Origin of the sequence: Clostridium sp. CM028, from assembly GCF_030585565.1 — a bacterium.
Lineage (GTDB): Bacteria > Bacillota > Clostridia > Clostridiales > Clostridiaceae > Clostridium_AD > Clostridium_AD estertheticum_B.
In genome coordinates this window covers 620652-639439 of record NZ_CP077766.1, presented here as the reverse complement: position 1 = coordinate 639439, position 18788 = coordinate 620652, and the positions used below count along the sequence as shown (strand labels likewise).

Sequence of the window (18788 nt, the reverse complement as noted above, 5' to 3'; positions counted from 1 at the left end):
TTGTAACTGTATGAGGAGGGGAGGAATATGAAGGGTAAAATTTCAACTAAAAACATTGGAAATATGTTAGTTGTTATTTCTTTTACAATACCTTTAATTAATTTTATGTTTATACTGAATTGGTTCTTTGAGATAACTCCATATCAAAAATTAGAAGGGATGCCTTTATTGTTGACGCCTTTAATCTGTCCAATAGGGATGTTATTTGGTGTTTTGTCAATGGCGATTATACGTAATAAACTTGCAAAATATAGTATTATTTTCAATATTATATTAATAACACTACCTTTTTTATATTGGACTTTAGGAACTTTAATTTTTGGACTATGAACTAGCCTCCACTTTATAAGTGGGTCTTGTTGGTGAATATAGATAATGATACAAGTTCCCCAAGCTAATAAATAAGAAAACACATAGAATTTTCCACTATGTGTTTCTTGTAGTTCTAATTTTATTTATTTTCTAGCAGTAAAAATCTGAAAAGTAACTCCAAACTTATCAGTAACCATTCCATATGCAGGGCTAAAGTAAATCTCATTAAGTTCAATAAGGATTTTACCATCTTCCTTTAATTTATCGTAAAATTGTTTGGTTATTGAAATGTCATCGCTTGTGATACATATTGAGATTTGATTTCCCTTCTGAAAAGGAACACCAGGGAAAATATCAGCAACCATAATTTTATTTTCACCAATTTTTAATACTGAGTGTGCGACAAGATCTAATTGATTCTTTTCAAACTTTGACACCTCATCTTTGGGACCTTGACCTATAGTTTGCATAAAAAGAACTTTAGCATTTAAAACCTCTTGATAATATTCAATTGCTTCTTTTGCTCTTCCATCCATTATCTGAATAAAAGGGCTGACTTTTAATGACATAATTAAACAGCTCCTTTGTAAATTTTTATAAGGATTTAATATAATTCAAATTTAGTCTCTACAAAAGCAAATATCCTTATTCATTGCTCTATTTATTATTATATATTATAATGGTGACAAACTATGTCATAGTTATTTTTGGGAGGCGTATATGTCTAAAGCAAAAAGATTAAATGAAATGATTATGATGGTCAATCGAAAGAAGAGATTTACGGTTCGGGAATTAGCACAAGAATTTGGGGTTTCTAAAAGAACCATTTTGAGAGATTTGCAAGAATTAGGCGAAATGGGTGTACCATTTTATTCAGAAGTAGGTCCGCATGGGGGCTATCAAGTCTTAAATGAACGAATTCTTCCTGCCATCACATTTACTGATGATGAGGCTATCTCTATATTCTTTGCTATTCATGCATTAAGACATTATATTTCTCTCCCATTTGACGGTGAGTATGAATCAATAAAAAAGAAGTTTTATTTAAATCTTTCTGGAGATATTAGAGATACGATAGATAGAATAAAAGACCGTGTTGATTTTTTGTCAGTACATCAACAAGAGGAAATTCCATTTTTAAGACAATTATTAGATGCATCAATAAAGCAGGATGTTATTATAATTAACTATGTGACAAATGAGAAAATCAGCAATAGAAGTATTCAACCAATTGGTATATATGCAAATGAAGGAATGTGGTATTGTCCATCTTATTGCTTTTTAACTAAAGATTATCGAGTCTTTAGGTGTGACCGTATAAAGTCTGTAAAACTTGATGAAAACACTGATACTATTGACTTGTCTAATATTAATTTAAAGAACCGTTTTTCAATCCTTAATGATACTAAAGAAACATTTGAATTATATGTGGAGTTAACTAATAAAGGTGTAGAAAAATATCAATCTGCAAAATGGCCAAATATTGAGTTGAATAAACAAGAAGATGGTTCAGGATTTTTGAATGGGAATATCTCAAAACATGATATTGATTTTTTTTCTGATTACTTTATTACATATAGTAAACATGCAATTATCAAAAAACCTTTTGAGTTAATTGCATGCATAAAAGGGAAACTAAATATAATTTTAAATCAGTATACTTAATTTTAATATAAATTATTTAATCAAATTTCCATCTATAATGACCGTGTATAGGAGATGTAAAGTAAGAAAGTTTCAGTATACTAGCATGAGGTTTGGTATTATGAATGACATAAGGAATACCATTTTTATCTCTTTTATTAGAAATAATACCAATATGTTCATAACCCTTAGTAAATACCACAATATCACCAGGTTGCCATTCTTTTAAATTTTCAGCATTCCTAGATTTAACTTCGGTGGTTAAACTTTGAGCGTGCCTACTAAAAAATATATCTTGATTGGGCACTCGTCTGAAATCAATATTAGGGTCTGGCTTTTCATCTACTCTAGGATAAAGTTTAATATTGCTTTTTATGTCCTCATCAATAAGGTCTTTTAAATTAATGTTAGCAGTTTTAAAACCTCGCCAAATTACGTCGGTACATACCCCTTCTTTTTCAGGTGGATAGCCACCATTATAATAATTACTTATATATTTTGTTTTATTAAGAACTTCATTATTAGCACCATTAACTATATCTAGTGCATCTGCTACTCCGTTTTTATTGTTATCAATTTTCGAAAAATTTTCAGATACTATAAATTTGGGTTTAAAGATGCTAAAAACATATTCATTAATGATGGATTTAAAAGGTGAATATATATAAGCACAAGTTAAGATTAAAAAAATCATTATTAAAATTACAACAAATTTTTTTTTCACTTTGTCACCACCCCATCTAGTTTACAATTATGACATTAAAAATATCTTTAAAGAAAAAAAGATTTAAAAATTCTTAGCCCATAATTATCTATCAAAAATAAATGAATTTATTACTGCTAAATATTCCCGAACAAAACAAGTAGGCACTAGAATTGGATGAAGTGGGGCAGGATACCCATATACTTTTAACCCCTGCCTTTCTGCTAAGAACTTAGCTCTAAACATATGGAAATTATTTGTAACAATAGTTGCTTCTATATTTTCTTTTTTATCTAATCCTTTTAAAAGCGCTGCTGTAAATTTAAAGTTTTCTAAAGTATCGGTTGACTTTTCCTCCTGTATTATCTGTTCTTTTGCCACTCCGTGCTTTATTAAAAATCTTTTCATAGCCGCTGCTTCCGTAATAGTTTCACTAGGACCTATTCCACCTGAAACCACTACCTTAACATTAGGATTTAATTTAATATATTCTAAACTGGCATAAAGCCTTTGATAAAGTGCCGTTGAAGGAACTTCTCCTCTAATACCAGCCCCTAAAATAACTAGATAATCTGTTTTTTCTCTATGCTTTGATATAGCTGATTGAATTATGCACCCTTCAATAAATACAAAAGAAGCTAGTCCCATAAAAAAGCATATTTTTATCGCTGTTCTAATCTTTCCTGGTTTTATTAAAATATATTCCCGTTTACTTTTCCGTTTAATTAATCCTAGTGATATTAATAATACTCCGAGGCCTAGATAAAATTCTGCAAAAGTTACTCTCCCGCCAAATATTATAGTTCCTATAAAATAGACTTCACATAATACACCTAAAACTACATAAACATTGCCCTTATTTTCCATAATATCTCCTAGCCTGCTGTGTGCAGATAACACTTTTATTTATATAATATCATAATTTTTTATATAAACGGTGTAATATTTATAACAATGTTACTCTAAAACCTAATTAGTATGAAAAACATCAAAAACTATTGACAAAATAGGGTAAACGTTTTAAGATGAAACTATACCAAATGAATATACTTTAGGGAGAAATATAATATGAAAATAACACAAGAAGCAGATTACGCTCTTAGAGTAGTAATTTACTTATGCAAATTAGGCTATGGTGAAAAGATAGAGGCAAAAGTAATTTCAGAAAAAGAGGGTATACCGCTAAGATTTCTTTTAAAACTTTTAGGAAAGCTTATACAAGCAAACATTCTAAAATCTTACAGGGGAGTCAAGGGAGGCTATGCTATAAACAAATTGCCAGAACAAATAACCTTAAAAGGTGTTATAGAAGCAATAGACGGTCCAATATGTGTTAATAGATGCGTAATTGAACCAAGCTTTTGTAATTTGAATAGAAGTGGTGAATGCATTGTGCATAGAGCTATGACAAAAGTACAAAAGAATTTAAATGCGGAATTAGAAAGTATAAATTTTAAACAACTAGTAGAGGGAGAAGTTTAGGTATGCAATAAAGATTAGTTATGCATGCCTAATCTTACTGATAAATTATATAAAAAAAACTAATATAAATTTAATAGTAAGATGTATACCAAAAGGGACCTGCTCATGAATTTTATCCATGAGCAGGTCCTAAATTTATATTTTTCTAAAATTACTTCATTGACTCGATAATGCTGCCTGCAATGGCATCCATTGAATCCGCATCATCTTCTTTCATGCTGGAGTTCAATGACATCTCATTATCTAAAATAGTCATTTCTTTCATCTCATCCAAAAGTCCACGCATCAATTTGCCGGATTGAGGAGCCCATGAGCCATTTTCTATAAGAGTGAAAGTACGTTTTTGAAGATTTAATGATTTCATATCCATCATATAATTCAGCATCGGTGGATAAATCTTCAAGTTGTAGGTTACAGAGGCAAGAACCACATGACTATATTTGAATGTCTCAGAAATCAAATAGGAGACGTGAGTTTTTGAAACGTCATACATAACCACATTAGTCATTCCCTTTTCCACGAGCCTTGTTGCTAGGTCACTTGCAGCGGCCTCCGTATTGCCGTACATTGTTCCATAAACGATCATTACTCCATTTTCCTCAGGCTCGTATCGACTCCACTTGTCGTACTTATCTAACAAGTACCCCAAATCATTACGCCATACCGGTCCATGTAGCGGGCAGATAATCTTGATGTCGAGAGTGCCCGCCTTCTTTAAAAGATTCTGAACATGAGGACCATACTTTCCTACAATGTTTGTATAATACCTTCTGGCATCGTCAATCCAATCCCGGTCAAAGTTCATTTCGTCATTAAACAGCTGACCATCTAATGAGCCGAAAGAACCGAAGGCATCAGCTGAAAATAATACACCATTGTAAGTATCAAATGTCACCATAGCTTCTGGCCAATGTACCATTGGAGCAGCTACAAATGTAACGTTATGTTTTCCAAAGGACATTGTATCTCCTTCACTAACTTCCATTATTTTGCCATCAATAGCGAAACCGAACTGATGCATGAACAAGGAAGCTTTTTGGGTGCATACAATCTTTACATCAGGATAACGAAGAATAATCTCTTCAATGCACGCTGCATGATCAGGTTCCATATGGTTAATTACCATATAATCTAAAGGCTTGCCTTTTAGAATTGATTGAATGTTCAGAATGAACTGACGGCAAATTGACCAGTCTACTGTATCAAAGAGTACTGTCTTCTCGTCCATTAGCAAATATGAGTTATAAGAAACTCCTCGTGGAATTGGATGAATGTTTTCGAAAAGGGAAAGGCGACGATCGCTTCCACCAACCCAATAAAGATCCTCAGTTATATTTCTAACACAATACATATATATAATCCTCCTCTATACTAAAAACACATTATTATATTTAATTATTATAAAAATTAGACTTCTATAAACATATTTTTTTCTTCATAACAAGAAGGACAAGTCCACCCTTCAGGTATGTTTTCAAAGAGAGTGCCTTCAGCTATTTCGCCTTCGGGATCACCCATACCAGGATCGTATTCATAACCGCATCCGTTACATACATAATGTTTCCAGGTTGGAACAATTTTCTTAGGAGTAGCTGACTTTATCTTCACCATTGGTGGAGCATCTTTCTTTGCTTCTCCATTATCTAAAGCAGCAGTAAGTAATGGTAATATCTCCATTAAATCGCCAACGATACCGTAATCAGAGTTCTTAAAAATTTTCGCTTTGGGATCAATATTTATAGCAACTATTGTAGCAGCATCCTTTATGCCCTTCAAATGCTGACCTGCACCTGAAATACCACAAGCAATATAGAGATTTCCTTTAAATTTTTGACCAGACATACCAACATAACGATTGAGTGGTAAATATTTAAGTGTTTCAGCTACTGGACGCGAAGATCCTATAGCTGCACCAGCTTGAACTGCCAAGTCTTCTATAAGCTTCATATTTTCTTTTTCCCCTATGCCTAGTCCTACGCTGACTACCCTTTCAGCCTTAGTTATAGGAGTATCCATTGGAATTCCAACTGTAAAATCATATTTATCAGCCTTAAGAGCTTCCACAAGTGCATTTACTTTTTCACTCGCAGTTCCTTCCTTGAAAATCACTTTTCTGCGATAACCTGTTGCAGGTCCACGTTCAGTAGCTTTACCTGTATTCTTGTTTTTCGGCATCTTGCCTATGATGTGAGCAGCGATAACGACACGTTGAATCTCATTAGTTCCTTCATATATTGTGCAAATTTTAGCATCTCTGTAAGCACGCTCAACTTCCATACCTTTCAAATAGCCGTTTCCACCAAATATTTGAAGAGCGTCATTTACAATCTCAAGGCAAACATCTGAAGCATATTGTTTCGCCATAGCAGCTTCCATACTGTAACGCTCATGATTTTCTTTAAGCTCTGCTGCACTGTAAATAAGTAATCTAGCTGCTCTAAGTTTTGTAGCCATATCTGCCAACTTAAAAGAGATAATCTGTTGCTGACAAATAGGTTTACCAAATTGAACCCTTTCTTTTGAGTACTCTAAAGCATTTTCATACGCGCCTTGAGCTATTCCTAGAGCCTGAGCTGCAATACCGATACGACCACCATCCAAAGTTGCCATAGCAATCTTGAACCCGTCACCTTCATTTCCTAGTAGATTTTCCTTAGGGACTTTCACGTCATTGAATATTAGCTCTGCAGTTGCAGATGATCTAATACCCATCTTGTCGTAATGCTTACCGAAGGTAAAGCCTTCTGTATCTTTTTCCACAATAAATGCACTTATACCACGAATACCTATATCCGGCGTAGTAATTGCAAAAACAACGTAAATATCAGCCTTACCAGCATTTGTTATGAAGATTTTTTCACCATTCAAAATGTAATTATCACCATCGAGTACGGCAATGGTTTCCGTACCGCCAGCATCACTACCAGCATTTTCTTCGGTAAGACCGAATGCACCAAGTTTCTCTCCCTTTGCGAGTGGCACTAAGTATTTTTGTTTCTGCTCCTCTGTTCCATAGGCAGAAATTGGGTAGGTGCCCAAAGATGTATGAGCGGAAAGAATTACGCCTGTACCACCATCCACTCTTGATAATTCTTCAACGGCAATTGCATAGCTCATTACATCCAGACCTGCTCCGCCGTATTCTTTTGGATATGGGATCCCCAGCATTCCCATTTTACCTAACTTATTAATTGCTTCCATAGGGAATTTATTTTCCTGATCCAAGGTAAATGCAATAGGTTTAACTTCCTCTTCTGCAAATTCTCTAATCTTTGTCCTCAAATTTTCATGTTGCTGCCTAGTCTTAAAAAACATAAATATACCCCCCTTTAATTAATACGGTTTCGTAAATGTTGCTTTGTGAAATCTGTAAAACCACAACATTGAGCTGCTGCAAGCAAAACTCATCAAACTCCTCCAATTATTTTTACATTTGGAATACATCTAATCAATATGTTTTACTGCATTAACCATACTTGGATTTTTTTCGAATGTATACCTAAACCGTATAGATTTATTATATACGTAAGAGATTTACATTACAAGCTTAACCAAAACCTTTTTTTCGTCAGGATTCCCCATAAAAATGTGTGGCTTATTCTAAGGCTAAAAGAGGAATTTGCAAAGTGAGATTACTATGTTTTTTACTTCTTTCTACAAATTTAGAAGGGTAATCAGGGTACTTTGTAGAAATATGGTTTAGAAGCATGTCGTTGAAAATAATTTTGAATTTATTAAATTAAGGAGAAATAAATATGAAATACAAAATATATATTGTAGAAGATGATTTATCAATAAGTACTTTATTACAAGAATACATAGCTAAGTATGGGTTTGAGGTAATAGCGGTAAAAAACTTTGAAGAAATAATGATAGGATTTAATGGGTGTAACCCAGACTTAGTATTATTAGATGTTAATTTACCTAAATTTGATGGATTTTATTGGTGCAGAAAGATAAGGCAGCAATCAAAGATTCCTATAATATTTATATCTGCAAGAGATAGTGGAATGGATCAGGTTATGGCTTTAGAGAGTGGCGCAGATGACTATATAACCAAACCTTTTTATGTTGATGTTGTTATTGCAAAGATAAAAAGCCATATAAGAAGAGCTTTTGGAGATTATGCACCTAAGGTAGAGGAAAGAATAGTTGAAGCCGATAGTCTTAAGTTCTACCCAGAAAGGTCAGAAGTAGAATTTAATGGTGAAAGTTTAATTATCACTAAAAGGGAAGGCGTACTACTAGAATGCCTTATGGAAAAGTATCCTAAGGTAGTTAGTAGAGATTTCCTTTTAGAAAGAATATGGGATGACATTGAGTTTGTAGAGGAAAATACCCTAAGCGTAAATATTAGTAGAATAAGAAAGAGGTTGCAGGTTTTAGGAATAGATATGGGCATAGAGACTATAAGAGGAGCAGGTTATAGATTAAATAAAACCTGGTAGTGGAATGATATGAAATTATTTTTAAAGGATAATAGAGGTTATGTTTTTATATATTTATTAAGTTTAGCTCTTACAGTTATGTATTGTAATATTATGGGGTTTATAGAGTTTGGTGAAATCATTTATATACTTGTATTTAATACATTTATTCTGGTATGCTTCTTAGCTTTTAGGTATTATCAAAATAGACAGTTATACAAATTATTAAGAAATGGATTAAATTGTTTGAATGATGCTTTTTTGGAACTTGATAGTTCGGATTTGAGTCAAAATATTTCTGAAATATTAAAGAAGCAACATAATTTATATGAAGCTGAAATACAAAAGTGTAACAAAAATCATAATGAGCATTTAACTTTTATAAATCAGTGGGTACATCAAATGAAGACACCTCTTTCTGTAATACAACTTCTCCTTCAAGAATACGCAGGAGAAGAAAAGGCGCGAAGTATAGAAGAAGAGGTTAATAAATTAAATAAAGGTTTAAATATGGCAATGCATTTTGCAAGAATAGATTCTTTCCAAAAAGATTTTGTAGCAGAGCGAATTTCTTTGAAGAAGTTAGTTATTGATACAGTAAATGAAGAAAAGAAGATTTTCATAAAAAACAGAATAATTCCTAGAGTAGAAATAGATGAAGATATTGAAGTATACAGTGATGTAAAGTGGATAAAGTTTGTATTAGATCAACTTATTATTAATGGTGTGAAGTATTCAAAAGGCATGGGAAAAGAATTGATTATAAAAGCATGGGAAGAAGAAAAAGAAATTAAATTAAGTGTTATTGATGAGGGAATAGGAATCCCAAGGAAAGATATTAAAAGGGTATTTGACCTATTCTTTACTGGAGAGAATGGGCGTAGATATGGAGAATCAACTGGTATGGGATTATATATAGCCAAAGAGGTATGTGTAAATTTAGGCCATGCAATAGAGATAGAATCCACTGTGCATGAAGGAACAGTGGTTACAATAAGATTTACAAAATGAAAAATAGCTTTATATATAGATTATAATGGGGTGGAATATGGATAAAAGAGCTAAGATTTTAGTAGTTGAAGATGAAAATGAAATTAATAAATTACTTTGTAGTATTCTTGAAAATAAGGGTTATAGAGTTAGAGCAGCTTTTTCAGGGACAGAAGCTTTAATGTGTGTAGAAAATGAACGGTGGGATATGATTTTATTAGATTTGATGATCCCAGGGATTAGTGGAGAAGAAGCTATATTAAAAATTAGAGAAATAACAAAAGCACCAATAATTGTAGTAAGTGCAAAAACATCTAAAAAAACTAAGATAGAATTATTAGAAAGTGGAGCAGATGATTTTATTTGTAAGCCATTTGATCCAGATGAAGTTGTTGCAAGAGTTAATTGTAATTTGAGAAGATATCTAGAATTTTTTAAGGATGAGGGAAAGAAAAATAGAGATAATATTTTGAGTTATAAAGATATTAGTTTAAATACAGAAAGTAAAGAAGTAAAAGTGGGACAAATTATACTTACGTTAACTGCAAAAGAATTTGCATTACTAGAACTGTTATTAACAAATCCCAATAAGGTGTACAGTAAATCTAATATTTTCGAAAGTATATGGGGAGAAGAATTTTTGGGCGATGATAATACTGTAAATGTACATGTGAGTAGACTAAGAAATAAGCTGTTTATTGCAAATGATAGTGAAGATTACATAGAAACAATTTGGGCAATGGGGTATAAATTAAGAAGAATTAAGACTTTTGAAAGACTTTAGTAAAGTTTTCTTATGAAACATTAGTTATGATAAAAGAATGATTCATAAGGAGGTAATAAAATGAGTGAGTATGTAATTATAGCTAGTAACATTACAAAAACATATGGTAGTCGCAAAGTTTTAGATGATTTGTCCATAAAGATAAAAAAAGGTGATATATATGGAGTTATAGGGAAAAATGGTGCCGGAAAAACAACTATGATTAGAGTGCTTACAGGTCTTGTTATACCTAATGCTGGACAAGTTGAACTATTTGGACATAGTGAGGAGAAAGAGATTATTAAGGAAAGAAGTAGAATTGGTACATTAATAGAATCACCAGCTCTTTATCTTAACATGACGGCGTATGAAAATCTTGAACTTGTCAAAATTCAAAGAGGAGTTCCAGGAAACAAATGTATTAATGAGACTTTAAATTTAGTAGGACTTAAGGATGTCGCGAAAAAGAAAACTAAGAATTTCTCGCTAGGAATGAAACAAAGACTGGGAATTGCTATGGCATTATTAAGTGAGCCAGAATTTTTGGTTTTAGATGAACCTATGAATGGGCTAGATCCAATTGGAATAAAAGAAATAAGAGAGCTTTTAATTAAATTAAACAAAGAAAGAGGAACAACTATTTTAATATCAAGTCATATGTTATCTGAACTTACTCATATTTCCAATAGATATGGTTTTATAAATGATGGGAAATTAATTGAAGAAATGACGTCTTGTGAACTTTCAAACAAATGTAGAACTTATCTTCATTTGAAAGTAAATTATACTTCGGATGTTTCAGTTATTTTAGAAAATGAGATTGGGATAAAAGACTTTGAAGTTTTTCCAAATAATATCATAAGAATATATGATGAATTTGACGGAGAAAAGATTACTATTGCTCTATCTAAACATAACATAGGCGTTAAAGAAATAATGCAAATGGGTGAATCACTGGAGGATTATTTTACTAAGTTAGTTGGAGGAGAAGATAATGAGTAATCTAATTAGAGGAGAATTTTATAAATTAAGGAAAAGTAGATATTTTGTTGGAATGATATTTATGGCAATAGTGGCTTCATTTTTTTTAATTACTGTATGGGATAAGGATATACAACGACTGCAGAAAGTACATCCTAATTTTCTTATGAATGGAGCATATTCAATAGAATACGCATTCGAGTATATTATATATACTAGTTTTATATTTGCATTATTAGGCGGAGAATTTATTGCTAAGGATTTTAAGAATAATAATATAAGTAAAAGTTTCAGTTATGGATATACGAGAAGTAAGGTTATATTAAGTAAATTAATAGTATTTATAATTGCTTGTTTATTTTTAGAAATAATTTATACAACAATTTTAGTTGTATATGTTTCAATAAATCATGGATTTTGTGAAGTCTTAAATTTAAGTACTATTTTATACTTAACAAGGGTGATTATTGTTGGAATAATGTATAATGCAGCCACAATATGCATAATTGCTATGATTGCTATGATAACAAAGAGTGCTCTTTGTACATTTGTTTCACCGGTTATATTCTTTTTGAGTCTTCAATTGTCTTTTTCAAATATAGGTACATATATTCTTCTTCCTTATGTTGCTGGGCGAGGGGCAATATCAAGATTTGCACCTAAAGAAGAGATTATAATTGGGATAATTTCATCACTTTTAACTTTTATTATAACAATTGGAGTGAGTATGTTATATGTACGGCGTGAAGATATTAAGTAAAAGATAAGTAAAAATTTTATTATATGAGTAGGAGAAATGAAATGTATTTAGCTATTATTTTAATAATTATTTTTCTAATATTAATTTTGGCAGTAGCAATTATTAAGTTACATTTATATAAAAGAGAAATAGGAGCTATAACTAAGCAAATCAGAAATTTTAGAGTGCGAGAAACCAATAAAAAAGTTAATACTGAAATAGCTGATAAATATATAGAAAATTTAGCTTTTGAAATTAATGAATATTTAGAACTTTACAGAAGAAATGAACAAGAAAAAGTAATGTTTGAAAATACATTAAAACAAGGCATAGCTAATATGTCTCATGATTTAAGGACCCCCTTAACATCAATAATAGGATATTTAAAACTTCTTAAACAAAATACCATAGATAAAGAAGAGGCATTAGAGATAATTGAAAATAAAACTAACAAATTAAATGTTCTTATAAATGATTTTTTTGAGTTAGCTTCAATAGAGACTGAAGATTATGAGTTAGAGATGGTAAAAATAAATTTAACTAATATAGTACGAGACGAAATTTTATCACTTTATGAATCTTTTGAGAGAAAAGGGATAGAGCCCAAAATATGCATTCCGGATAAGCCAATTTTTATAATGGGGGATAAGGATAGTCTAGAGAGAATAATAGATAATTTGCTATCTAATACATTAAAATATGCTGAGAAAGTTATTGAAATAAAATTAGAAGAATGTGATGCTAAAGTTATTTTTAAAATTTCAAATATATGTACAGGCATTGATGAAAAAGATGTATTACATATATTTGATAGATTCTATATGGCAGACAAAGTGAGAACTGGGAATGGTGTAGGACTTGGGCTAGCTATTGTAAAAAGTTTAATGGAAAAGATGAATGGAGTTATAATATCAAAACTTGAAGGAAATAGGATTTCTATAATATGTGAATGGAAGTATATAAAATAGTATTATTTTATATACTTTTTTTTAGGCTGTTAAATCATCTCCTGAAGAGCTGTAACAACTAATAATTGCAAAGCTTACAACCATGTCACATTCCTGTAAGCTTTGCAGATAGTACCTTATACATTTTTATTATAAACTATATATAAAGTAATAATTAGTTTGTAAGGAGTGATAACGCATGGATATAATATTTTTATTAAAGGCAATCATAATAGCAATAGTAGAGGGCCTAACTGAGTTTATCCCAGTATCTTCTACAGGGCACATGATATTAATTGGATGGGCAATTGGGTTTGAAGGAAAATTCGTAGAGATGTTTGAAGTTGTAATTCAACTTGGGGCAATAATGGCAGTTGTTGTTTTGTATTGGGAGAAGATTAACGAAAGTGTAATAGAATTTTTTAAGTTTATATTTACTAAAGGAAGAGAGGGGGAAAAGGGATTTAGATTTGGGATTAATGTTGTTGCAGCTTCTATTCCCATGGCTATTGTAGGAGTAACATTTTACGATAAAATAAAATCGAAATTTATACCCGAAGCTGTCATAGTAGGATTTATAGTTGGTGGATTATTGTTACTGATAGTCGAAAAGAGTTTCGTAGGTAAGAAGCATAAAGTAGATAGTATAGATAATATAACACCTGTACAATCATTAAAAATTGGCATATTACAACTTCTTTGCGTGTGGCCAGGAATGTCAAGAAGTGCATCTACGATTATGGGTGGATGGATTGCAGGATTATCAACACCGATAGCGGCAGAATTTTCATTTTTCATAGCGATTCCAGCTATGATAGGGGCAACAGGTAAGGACTTATTTGAATTTGATTATTCTATAATGACGAAAGCATTATGGAGCTCATTAATAACTGGATTTGTTGTGGCTTTCATAGTGTCTTTAATTGTTATGAAAAAATTTGTTGATTATTTAAAAAAGAAACCAATGAAAGTATTTGCAATATATAGAATAGTAGTAGGGATTTTACTTGGAGTATTAGTATTAACTAAGATTATCATCTTAACATAATCATTTTAACATAATAGGAGGAATAAGTAATATGGATATTTTGAAAGTAAAGAATTTAAGCAAGGTATATGGTAATAAAATATCATTCAATGCTTTGGATAATATAAGTTTCACAATTGACGAAGGAGAATTTGTAGGGATAATGGGCCCATCAGGAAGTGGTAAGACAACATTATTAAATATGATTTCAACAGTAGATAAGCCAACATCAGGAGAAATAAGAATAAAAGATAAAAATCCACTGAATCTTAAGGGCGATGATCTGGCCTTATTTAGAAGGAGAGAATTAGGTTTTGTATTTCAAGATTTCAACCTATTAGATACTTTAACTGTTGGTGAAAATATAGTGCTTCCACTAACATTAGATGGAGTACTAGTTAAAGATCAGGATGAGGAACTTAATAGAATATCAAAGATACTTGGAATAGAGAATCTAATTAACAAGAGAACTTTTGAAATATCAGGAGGAGAAGCTCAGAGAACAGCTATTGCAAGAGCATTAATACATAATCCTACTCTATTACTTGCTGATGAGCCAACTGGTAACTTGGATTCAAAAGCTGCTAAAAATGTAATGGAATTATTTGAAAAAATAAATAAAGATGAAAAAGTAACTACAATGATGGTAACTCACGATACATTTTCAGCAAGTTATTGTAATAAAATTCTATTTATAAAAGATGGAACTATATATAATGAAATTTATAGGGGAGATAGCAGGAAACAGTTTTATCAGGAAATTATTGACGTGATTGCACTAATGGGAGGTGGAAACTAATGAATCTTAGAGAGTTTGCCACTAAAAATGTGTACAGAAATATAAAAGGATATTTTGCCTACTTTTTAAGTAGTAGTATATCAGCAACACTATTATTCTCTTTTACTATGATTATAGTTCATCCTGACTTTGTGGGGCTTAAATTACCTAATAACATAAGAAATGCTCTTTATGTTACAACTGTAATTGCATACTTATTTTTGTGTTTTTTTGTATTCTATTCAGTAAGTGTCTTTTTAAAAAGTAGATATAAAGAATTTGGAATACTTTATATTATAGGCTCATCAAAAAAGCAAATACAGAGGATGATAACCATTGAAAATATAATAATTAGTTCAGTATCTGCAGTAGTAGGGATAATAGTAGGAATTGTATTTTCAAAAATACTTTTAGCAGTCAGTGGAAAGTTGTTAGGATTTAATGCACTAGGATTTTATATTCCAGTTAAAGCTATGATTATTACCTTAATTGCATTTGTATTGATAGGAATAGTAATTTCAATATTTTGTTCATTTGTTATAAAAGAAGATATGGTTTTAAGATTGCTTAAAGGGACTAAAAAACCCAAAGCAGAACCAAAATCATCGGCTATTCTCTCGATTATATGTATAGTATTGCTTACAGTAGGATATTATCTATCAATTACATCAAGTGAAAAGACACTAGCCTATAGAATAATACCTGTAACAATAATGGTGATTGTAGCAACATATCTATTATTTTCTCAATTAAGTGTATTTGTACTCAAGTTACTTAAAAAAAGCAGAAACTTTTATATGAATAAAACTACAGTACTATGGGTGTCAAATTTACTATATAGAATAAAAGATAACACAAGAATGCTTTTCTTAATTACAATAACTTCAACAGTTGCTCTTTCGTCAATAGGGTCAGTATATGCTTATTGGAGAGATAAAGAGGCGGAGGTAAATAAAATTTCTCCACAAGCATTTTTCTGTGTTGATACTTATAATAATAAAACTAAAGTTGATTATAAAGTCGATTTTATAGAAGATTCATTGAAAAATGAAGAGATAGATTATACTAAGGTTAATGGCGAAATGAAGTTTGTTATACCTGATGGTGGTAAAGATGAAGTAACTATAATTAAAGAAGATATTTATAATAAATTAGCAGTGGAACTATCTTTAAACACTATTATTTTAAAAGAAAATGAGACCAGAATAGTCGAAGCTTTAGCTAAAGATGAAAGAGAAAATGTTACTTTAGAAAATAAGGAATTAAAGGTTGTTAGTAGCGGTGATGAAGGAGTAATCCCAGCAATTTATGAAAAGGTATATGTGGTTAAAGATGATGTATATGAAAAAATGAAGGGGTCTAAGTGTTACTTTGGAGCACTTAATGTAAATAATTATAAGGATACATTAAGTATAGGTAATAATTGTTATAATAAGTTTGGCGATGATAAAGGTGATAAATATTATAATAATTTTCTGAAAGCATATATATTGGAAAGAACTAAAATAAACTATGGGGTAATTTTGTTTAGCGCAATATTTATAGGACTTATATTTTTTGTAACAACCGCAAGTTTCTTATATAACAAGTGTTACATGGATCTTATAGAGGATAAAAAGAAGTATAAACAATTGAATAAAATAGGATTAACTTATAGTGAAATAAAGAAGGTGTTAAATATTGAGATAGGGGCATTATTTTTACTTCCATATATAATTGCTGTTGTACATTTTTTCTTTGCCATGTGTTCATTAAAATCCGCTTTTGGATTTGAGATAACTGTACCAGCATTACAGGTTGTAGGAATTATGTTGATTGTCCAAATCATATATTTCCTTGTTATAAGAAAAAACTATTTATTAGAGATTAAAAAAAGCTTAGTGTAATTTTATTTTAATTGAATTATCTCGTAATATAGCGCACATTTGTTGTTTGTTGATAATAAGAAAAAAATAGAGAGGTTACAATTACTGGTGTTACATCTCAAGTGTGAAGAGTACTATTTACACAAATATAATACATATGAAGATCTGTCTAATGCAATTGATGAATATATTATATTCTGCAATACCAAGCGTTTACAAAAAGATTAAACGGCCTTAGCCCTTTGAAATTTAGGGGTCAGGCCGCTTGATTAGTTTTTATTATTTCCACTGTCTATTTTATAGGGATCAGTTCAACTTTTGTATTACATTAAAAAACACAGCAGAGCATGAAAACACCGTATTATTCAGGAATGGATTTTATGGTGCTTTTGCTATGAAGGAGTATAAATAAGAAGTCACTGCCTTTTACAGAAAGGCCTTACCTCAACTACATTTATACTAATTTTCTTTTTCACACCAAGGATCACACCCATCTTCAGGACAAGTAACGTGATTATGCTTTTTTTCACGCTTTGACTCAGGAGCATCAGTTTGAATGTAGGTCAATTGTCCTCCTGGATACACTCCATTGTTAGTAACTTTATAATCATCATGATTGTGCATAGGATAAAATTGAGGGAAAAAGTTGTCATTAACAGCTGAAGGTTCATCGCAGATATCTACATAATTGACTGTATTTATATTATTGATGTTGACTGGTTCAGTTGGAATATTAGCTATTGCATTTGGGTCTATATTCTTTATTTCATGCATTTGCTTACACAAAGAGGGTATACAATCTTGTCCATTTACAATATAGTTTCTATATTGTGGACGTTTATCTTCGGCTTCTATCAATAGGTCAAACGTTTCTCCTGAACCTATTGTAGCTGTAAAGCCTCTTTCAAGGCCCTCATGTCCTTGTAAAACTAGTGTTTCAGACATCTTTAAGAATGGGCTTGGATTAGCATCCTTACCTATTACTGCAAAATGCCATCCGTGTATATGCCATGGTACGACCTGATAGCCCATATTAATCATTCTAAGCAGGAACATTTCTCCTGTTTTCACATGCACATAGGATTCGTAGTTAATCTGAGATACATCTTTATTACTGCCTGGAGAAGGAGTTAAGGGATGTGGAAGTAAGGTGTCCGGGAAGGCACGACCATTTACAAGCCAAAAGTCAGGTTTAAAATCCACAGGATTAAAATTACCACCGGTTTGAACACTATCATGCCATCTGGTATCTATATCAGAAAGTAACATGATATATTCCTTGTCAAAATAAGAACGTATATCATTGTATGCAAAATTTCTATTTGTAGCAGTTTTAGAAATATGGTGTTGTAGTTTTCCTTTGTATACCCAGCCGCCATTACATAATTTACTTATACCTACCAATTTAAGACTTTTCATGGACGGATAGACAACCAGGGCTCCGTACATACCCATCTGAACATGCTCAGATGCCTCAACATGACAGTGATACATATAGGTTCCGGGATGTTCCGTATCAAAAAGATAAGTTGCCACGGATGGGGCTTTATCAAAATCCATCCACATAGGAACTCCAAAGGATGATTCCGGGAAGCCATCCAGCTGAGTCGCTACATGGGCACCGTGCATATGCACAGTGTGATTATCCATAATACCTGCGGTAGGCATGCCTAAATTTATCAAGGTTATATAAACTCTATCGCCCATTTCCCCCCAGATCATTGGTGAAGGTATGGTAGCAGTTCCTATCAAGGCTTTAAATTTTGGCCAATTAGAGGGCTTTGTCCAATCAAGGTCTTCATTTACTACTTTACCATTAACACTTAACAGCCCACCAACAAAACCAAATACATACACTTTTCTACGCTCAGTTCCTACTGGCGGTAGGTCTGGAGAAGTAGGAAGTTCTATAAACCCATCAGTGGCAACAAGCACATAATGTCTAACACTCATTTTCTTATCACTCCTGTTTATTTATTTTTGATCAATATTGAAAGAAATATAGTAGTTTGTATACAGATCCAGCTCTTTGAAAGATATAATTTCAAATATATAACTGCATCTTTAGTTCATAATATGACAAATATAATAGAATTGATTCTAAATTCAAGTGAATATATTATACTTAAT

At 31.5% G+C, this 18788-nt stretch carries 19 protein-coding genes; 13 read left to right on the top strand and 6 right to left on the bottom strand.

The genetic code is table 11. The annotated features are described in order from the left end of the window. Nucleotides 1–27: 27 nt before the first annotated feature. The gene (locus tag KTC94_RS03140) at nt 28–330 is read left to right on the top strand and encodes a hypothetical protein (RefSeq protein ID WP_220319711.1); all 303 of its coding nucleotides are present in this window, start codon (nt 28–30) and stop codon (nt 328–330) included. A 125-nt stretch (nt 331–455) separates the two neighbouring features. Here the strand turns inward: KTC94_RS03140 and KTC94_RS03135 are convergent, their stop codons facing one another. Beyond that, nucleotides 456–881, bottom strand: a complete 426-nt coding sequence (locus KTC94_RS03135; protein WP_220319710.1) for a VOC family protein — start codon at nt 879–881, stop codon at nt 456–458. A 151-nt stretch (nt 882–1032) separates the two neighbouring features. On the opposite strand from KTC94_RS03135, the gene KTC94_RS03130 reads away from it, so the two are divergent. Continuing rightward, entirely contained in the window at nt 1033–1977 is a 945-nt protein-coding gene (locus KTC94_RS03130; RefSeq protein WP_220319709.1) for a YafY family protein, read from the top strand. A 16-nt stretch (nt 1978–1993) separates the two neighbouring features. Here the strand turns inward: KTC94_RS03130 and KTC94_RS03125 are convergent, their stop codons facing one another. Beyond that, on the bottom strand, nt 1994–2680 hold the full coding sequence (locus KTC94_RS03125; RefSeq protein WP_258280687.1) for a DUF1287 domain-containing protein: 687 nt from the start codon (nt 2678–2680) through the stop codon (nt 1994–1996). Nucleotides 2681–2764: 84 nt separating this feature from the next. Further along, entirely contained in the window at nt 2765–3526 is a 762-nt protein-coding gene (locus KTC94_RS03120) for a YdcF family protein (protein ID WP_220319708.1), read from the bottom strand. 201 nt (nt 3527–3727) lie between these two features. Between KTC94_RS03120 and KTC94_RS03115 the strand changes: the two genes are divergently transcribed. Continuing rightward, nucleotides 3728–4141 (top strand): Rrf2 family transcriptional regulator, encoded by a 414-nt coding sequence (locus KTC94_RS03115; protein ID WP_165414758.1) that lies wholly within the window; start codon nt 3728–3730, stop codon nt 4139–4141. 151 nt (nt 4142–4292) lie between these two features. Here KTC94_RS03115 and KTC94_RS03110 read toward each other — a convergent pair whose 3' ends face one another. After that, nucleotides 4293–5492: an FprA family A-type flavoprotein gene (locus KTC94_RS03110; protein ID WP_216304180.1), complete on the bottom strand. Its 1200-nt coding sequence runs from the start codon at nt 5490–5492 to the stop codon at nt 4293–4295. 56 nt (nt 5493–5548) lie between these two features. Beyond that, complete coding sequence (locus KTC94_RS03105) at nt 5549–7456, bottom strand: acyl-CoA dehydrogenase family protein (RefSeq protein ID WP_220319707.1); 1908 nt, start codon at nt 7454–7456, stop codon at nt 5549–5551. Nucleotides 7457–7896: 440 nt separating this feature from the next. Here KTC94_RS03105 and KTC94_RS03100 point away from each other — a divergent pair, with 440 nt between their 5' ends. From KTC94_RS03100 to KTC94_RS17715, 10 genes are all read left to right on the top strand, one after another. Then, complete coding sequence (locus tag KTC94_RS03100) at nt 7897–8589, top strand: response regulator transcription factor (protein WP_220287127.1); 693 nt, start codon at nt 7897–7899, stop codon at nt 8587–8589. Nucleotides 8590–8598: 9 nt separating this feature from the next. Next, nucleotides 8599–9579: a HAMP domain-containing sensor histidine kinase gene (locus tag KTC94_RS03095; RefSeq protein ID WP_220319706.1), complete on the top strand. Its 981-nt coding sequence runs from the start codon at nt 8599–8601 to the stop codon at nt 9577–9579. Nucleotides 9580–9616: 37 nt separating this feature from the next. Further along, a complete protein-coding gene (locus KTC94_RS03090) occupies nt 9617–10342 on the top strand; it encodes a response regulator transcription factor (protein ID WP_220319705.1) in 726 nt (241 codons plus the stop codon). A gap of 60 nt (nt 10343–10402) precedes the next feature. Next, nucleotides 10403–11323, top strand: coding sequence for an ATP-binding cassette domain-containing protein (locus KTC94_RS03085; RefSeq protein WP_216304184.1), 921 nt, complete (start codon nt 10403–10405; stop codon nt 11321–11323). Further along, a complete protein-coding gene (locus KTC94_RS03080; protein ID WP_220319704.1) occupies nt 11316–12062 on the top strand; it encodes an ABC transporter permease in 747 nt (248 codons plus the stop codon). The genes KTC94_RS03085 and KTC94_RS03080 overlap by 8 nt, the downstream gene beginning before the upstream one ends. A 41-nt stretch (nt 12063–12103) precedes the next feature. Then, nucleotides 12104–13009 carry a sensor histidine kinase KdpD gene (locus tag KTC94_RS03075; RefSeq protein ID WP_220319703.1) on the top strand — a complete coding sequence of 302 codons (906 nt, stop codon included), beginning with the start codon at nt 12104–12106 and terminating at the stop codon, nt 13007–13009. Nucleotides 13010–13187: 178 nt separating this feature from the next. Then, nucleotides 13188–14036 (top strand): undecaprenyl-diphosphate phosphatase, encoded by an 849-nt coding sequence (locus tag KTC94_RS03070; protein WP_220319702.1) that lies wholly within the window; start codon nt 13188–13190, stop codon nt 14034–14036. 31 nt (nt 14037–14067) lie between these two features. Continuing rightward, the gene (locus tag KTC94_RS03065) at nt 14068–14814 is read left to right on the top strand and encodes an ABC transporter ATP-binding protein (protein WP_216304186.1); all 747 of its coding nucleotides are present in this window, start codon (nt 14068–14070) and stop codon (nt 14812–14814) included. Next, nucleotides 14814–16679, top strand: coding sequence for an ABC transporter permease (locus KTC94_RS03060; protein WP_220319701.1), 1866 nt, complete (start codon nt 14814–14816; stop codon nt 16677–16679). The genes KTC94_RS03065 and KTC94_RS03060 overlap by 1 nt, the downstream gene beginning before the upstream one ends. Before the next feature lie 87 nt (nt 16680–16766). Next, complete coding sequence (locus KTC94_RS17715; protein ID WP_369811884.1) at nt 16767–16886, top strand: IS3 family transposase; 120 nt, start codon at nt 16767–16769, stop codon at nt 16884–16886. A 231-nt stretch (nt 16887–17117) separates the two neighbouring features. On the opposite strand, the gene KTC94_RS03055 is transcribed toward KTC94_RS17715, so the two are convergent. Beyond that, nucleotides 17118–18611, bottom strand: a complete 1494-nt coding sequence (locus tag KTC94_RS03055) for a multicopper oxidase domain-containing protein (RefSeq protein WP_220319700.1) — start codon at nt 18609–18611, stop codon at nt 17118–17120. Between the last annotated feature and the right edge of the window lie 177 nt (nt 18612–18788).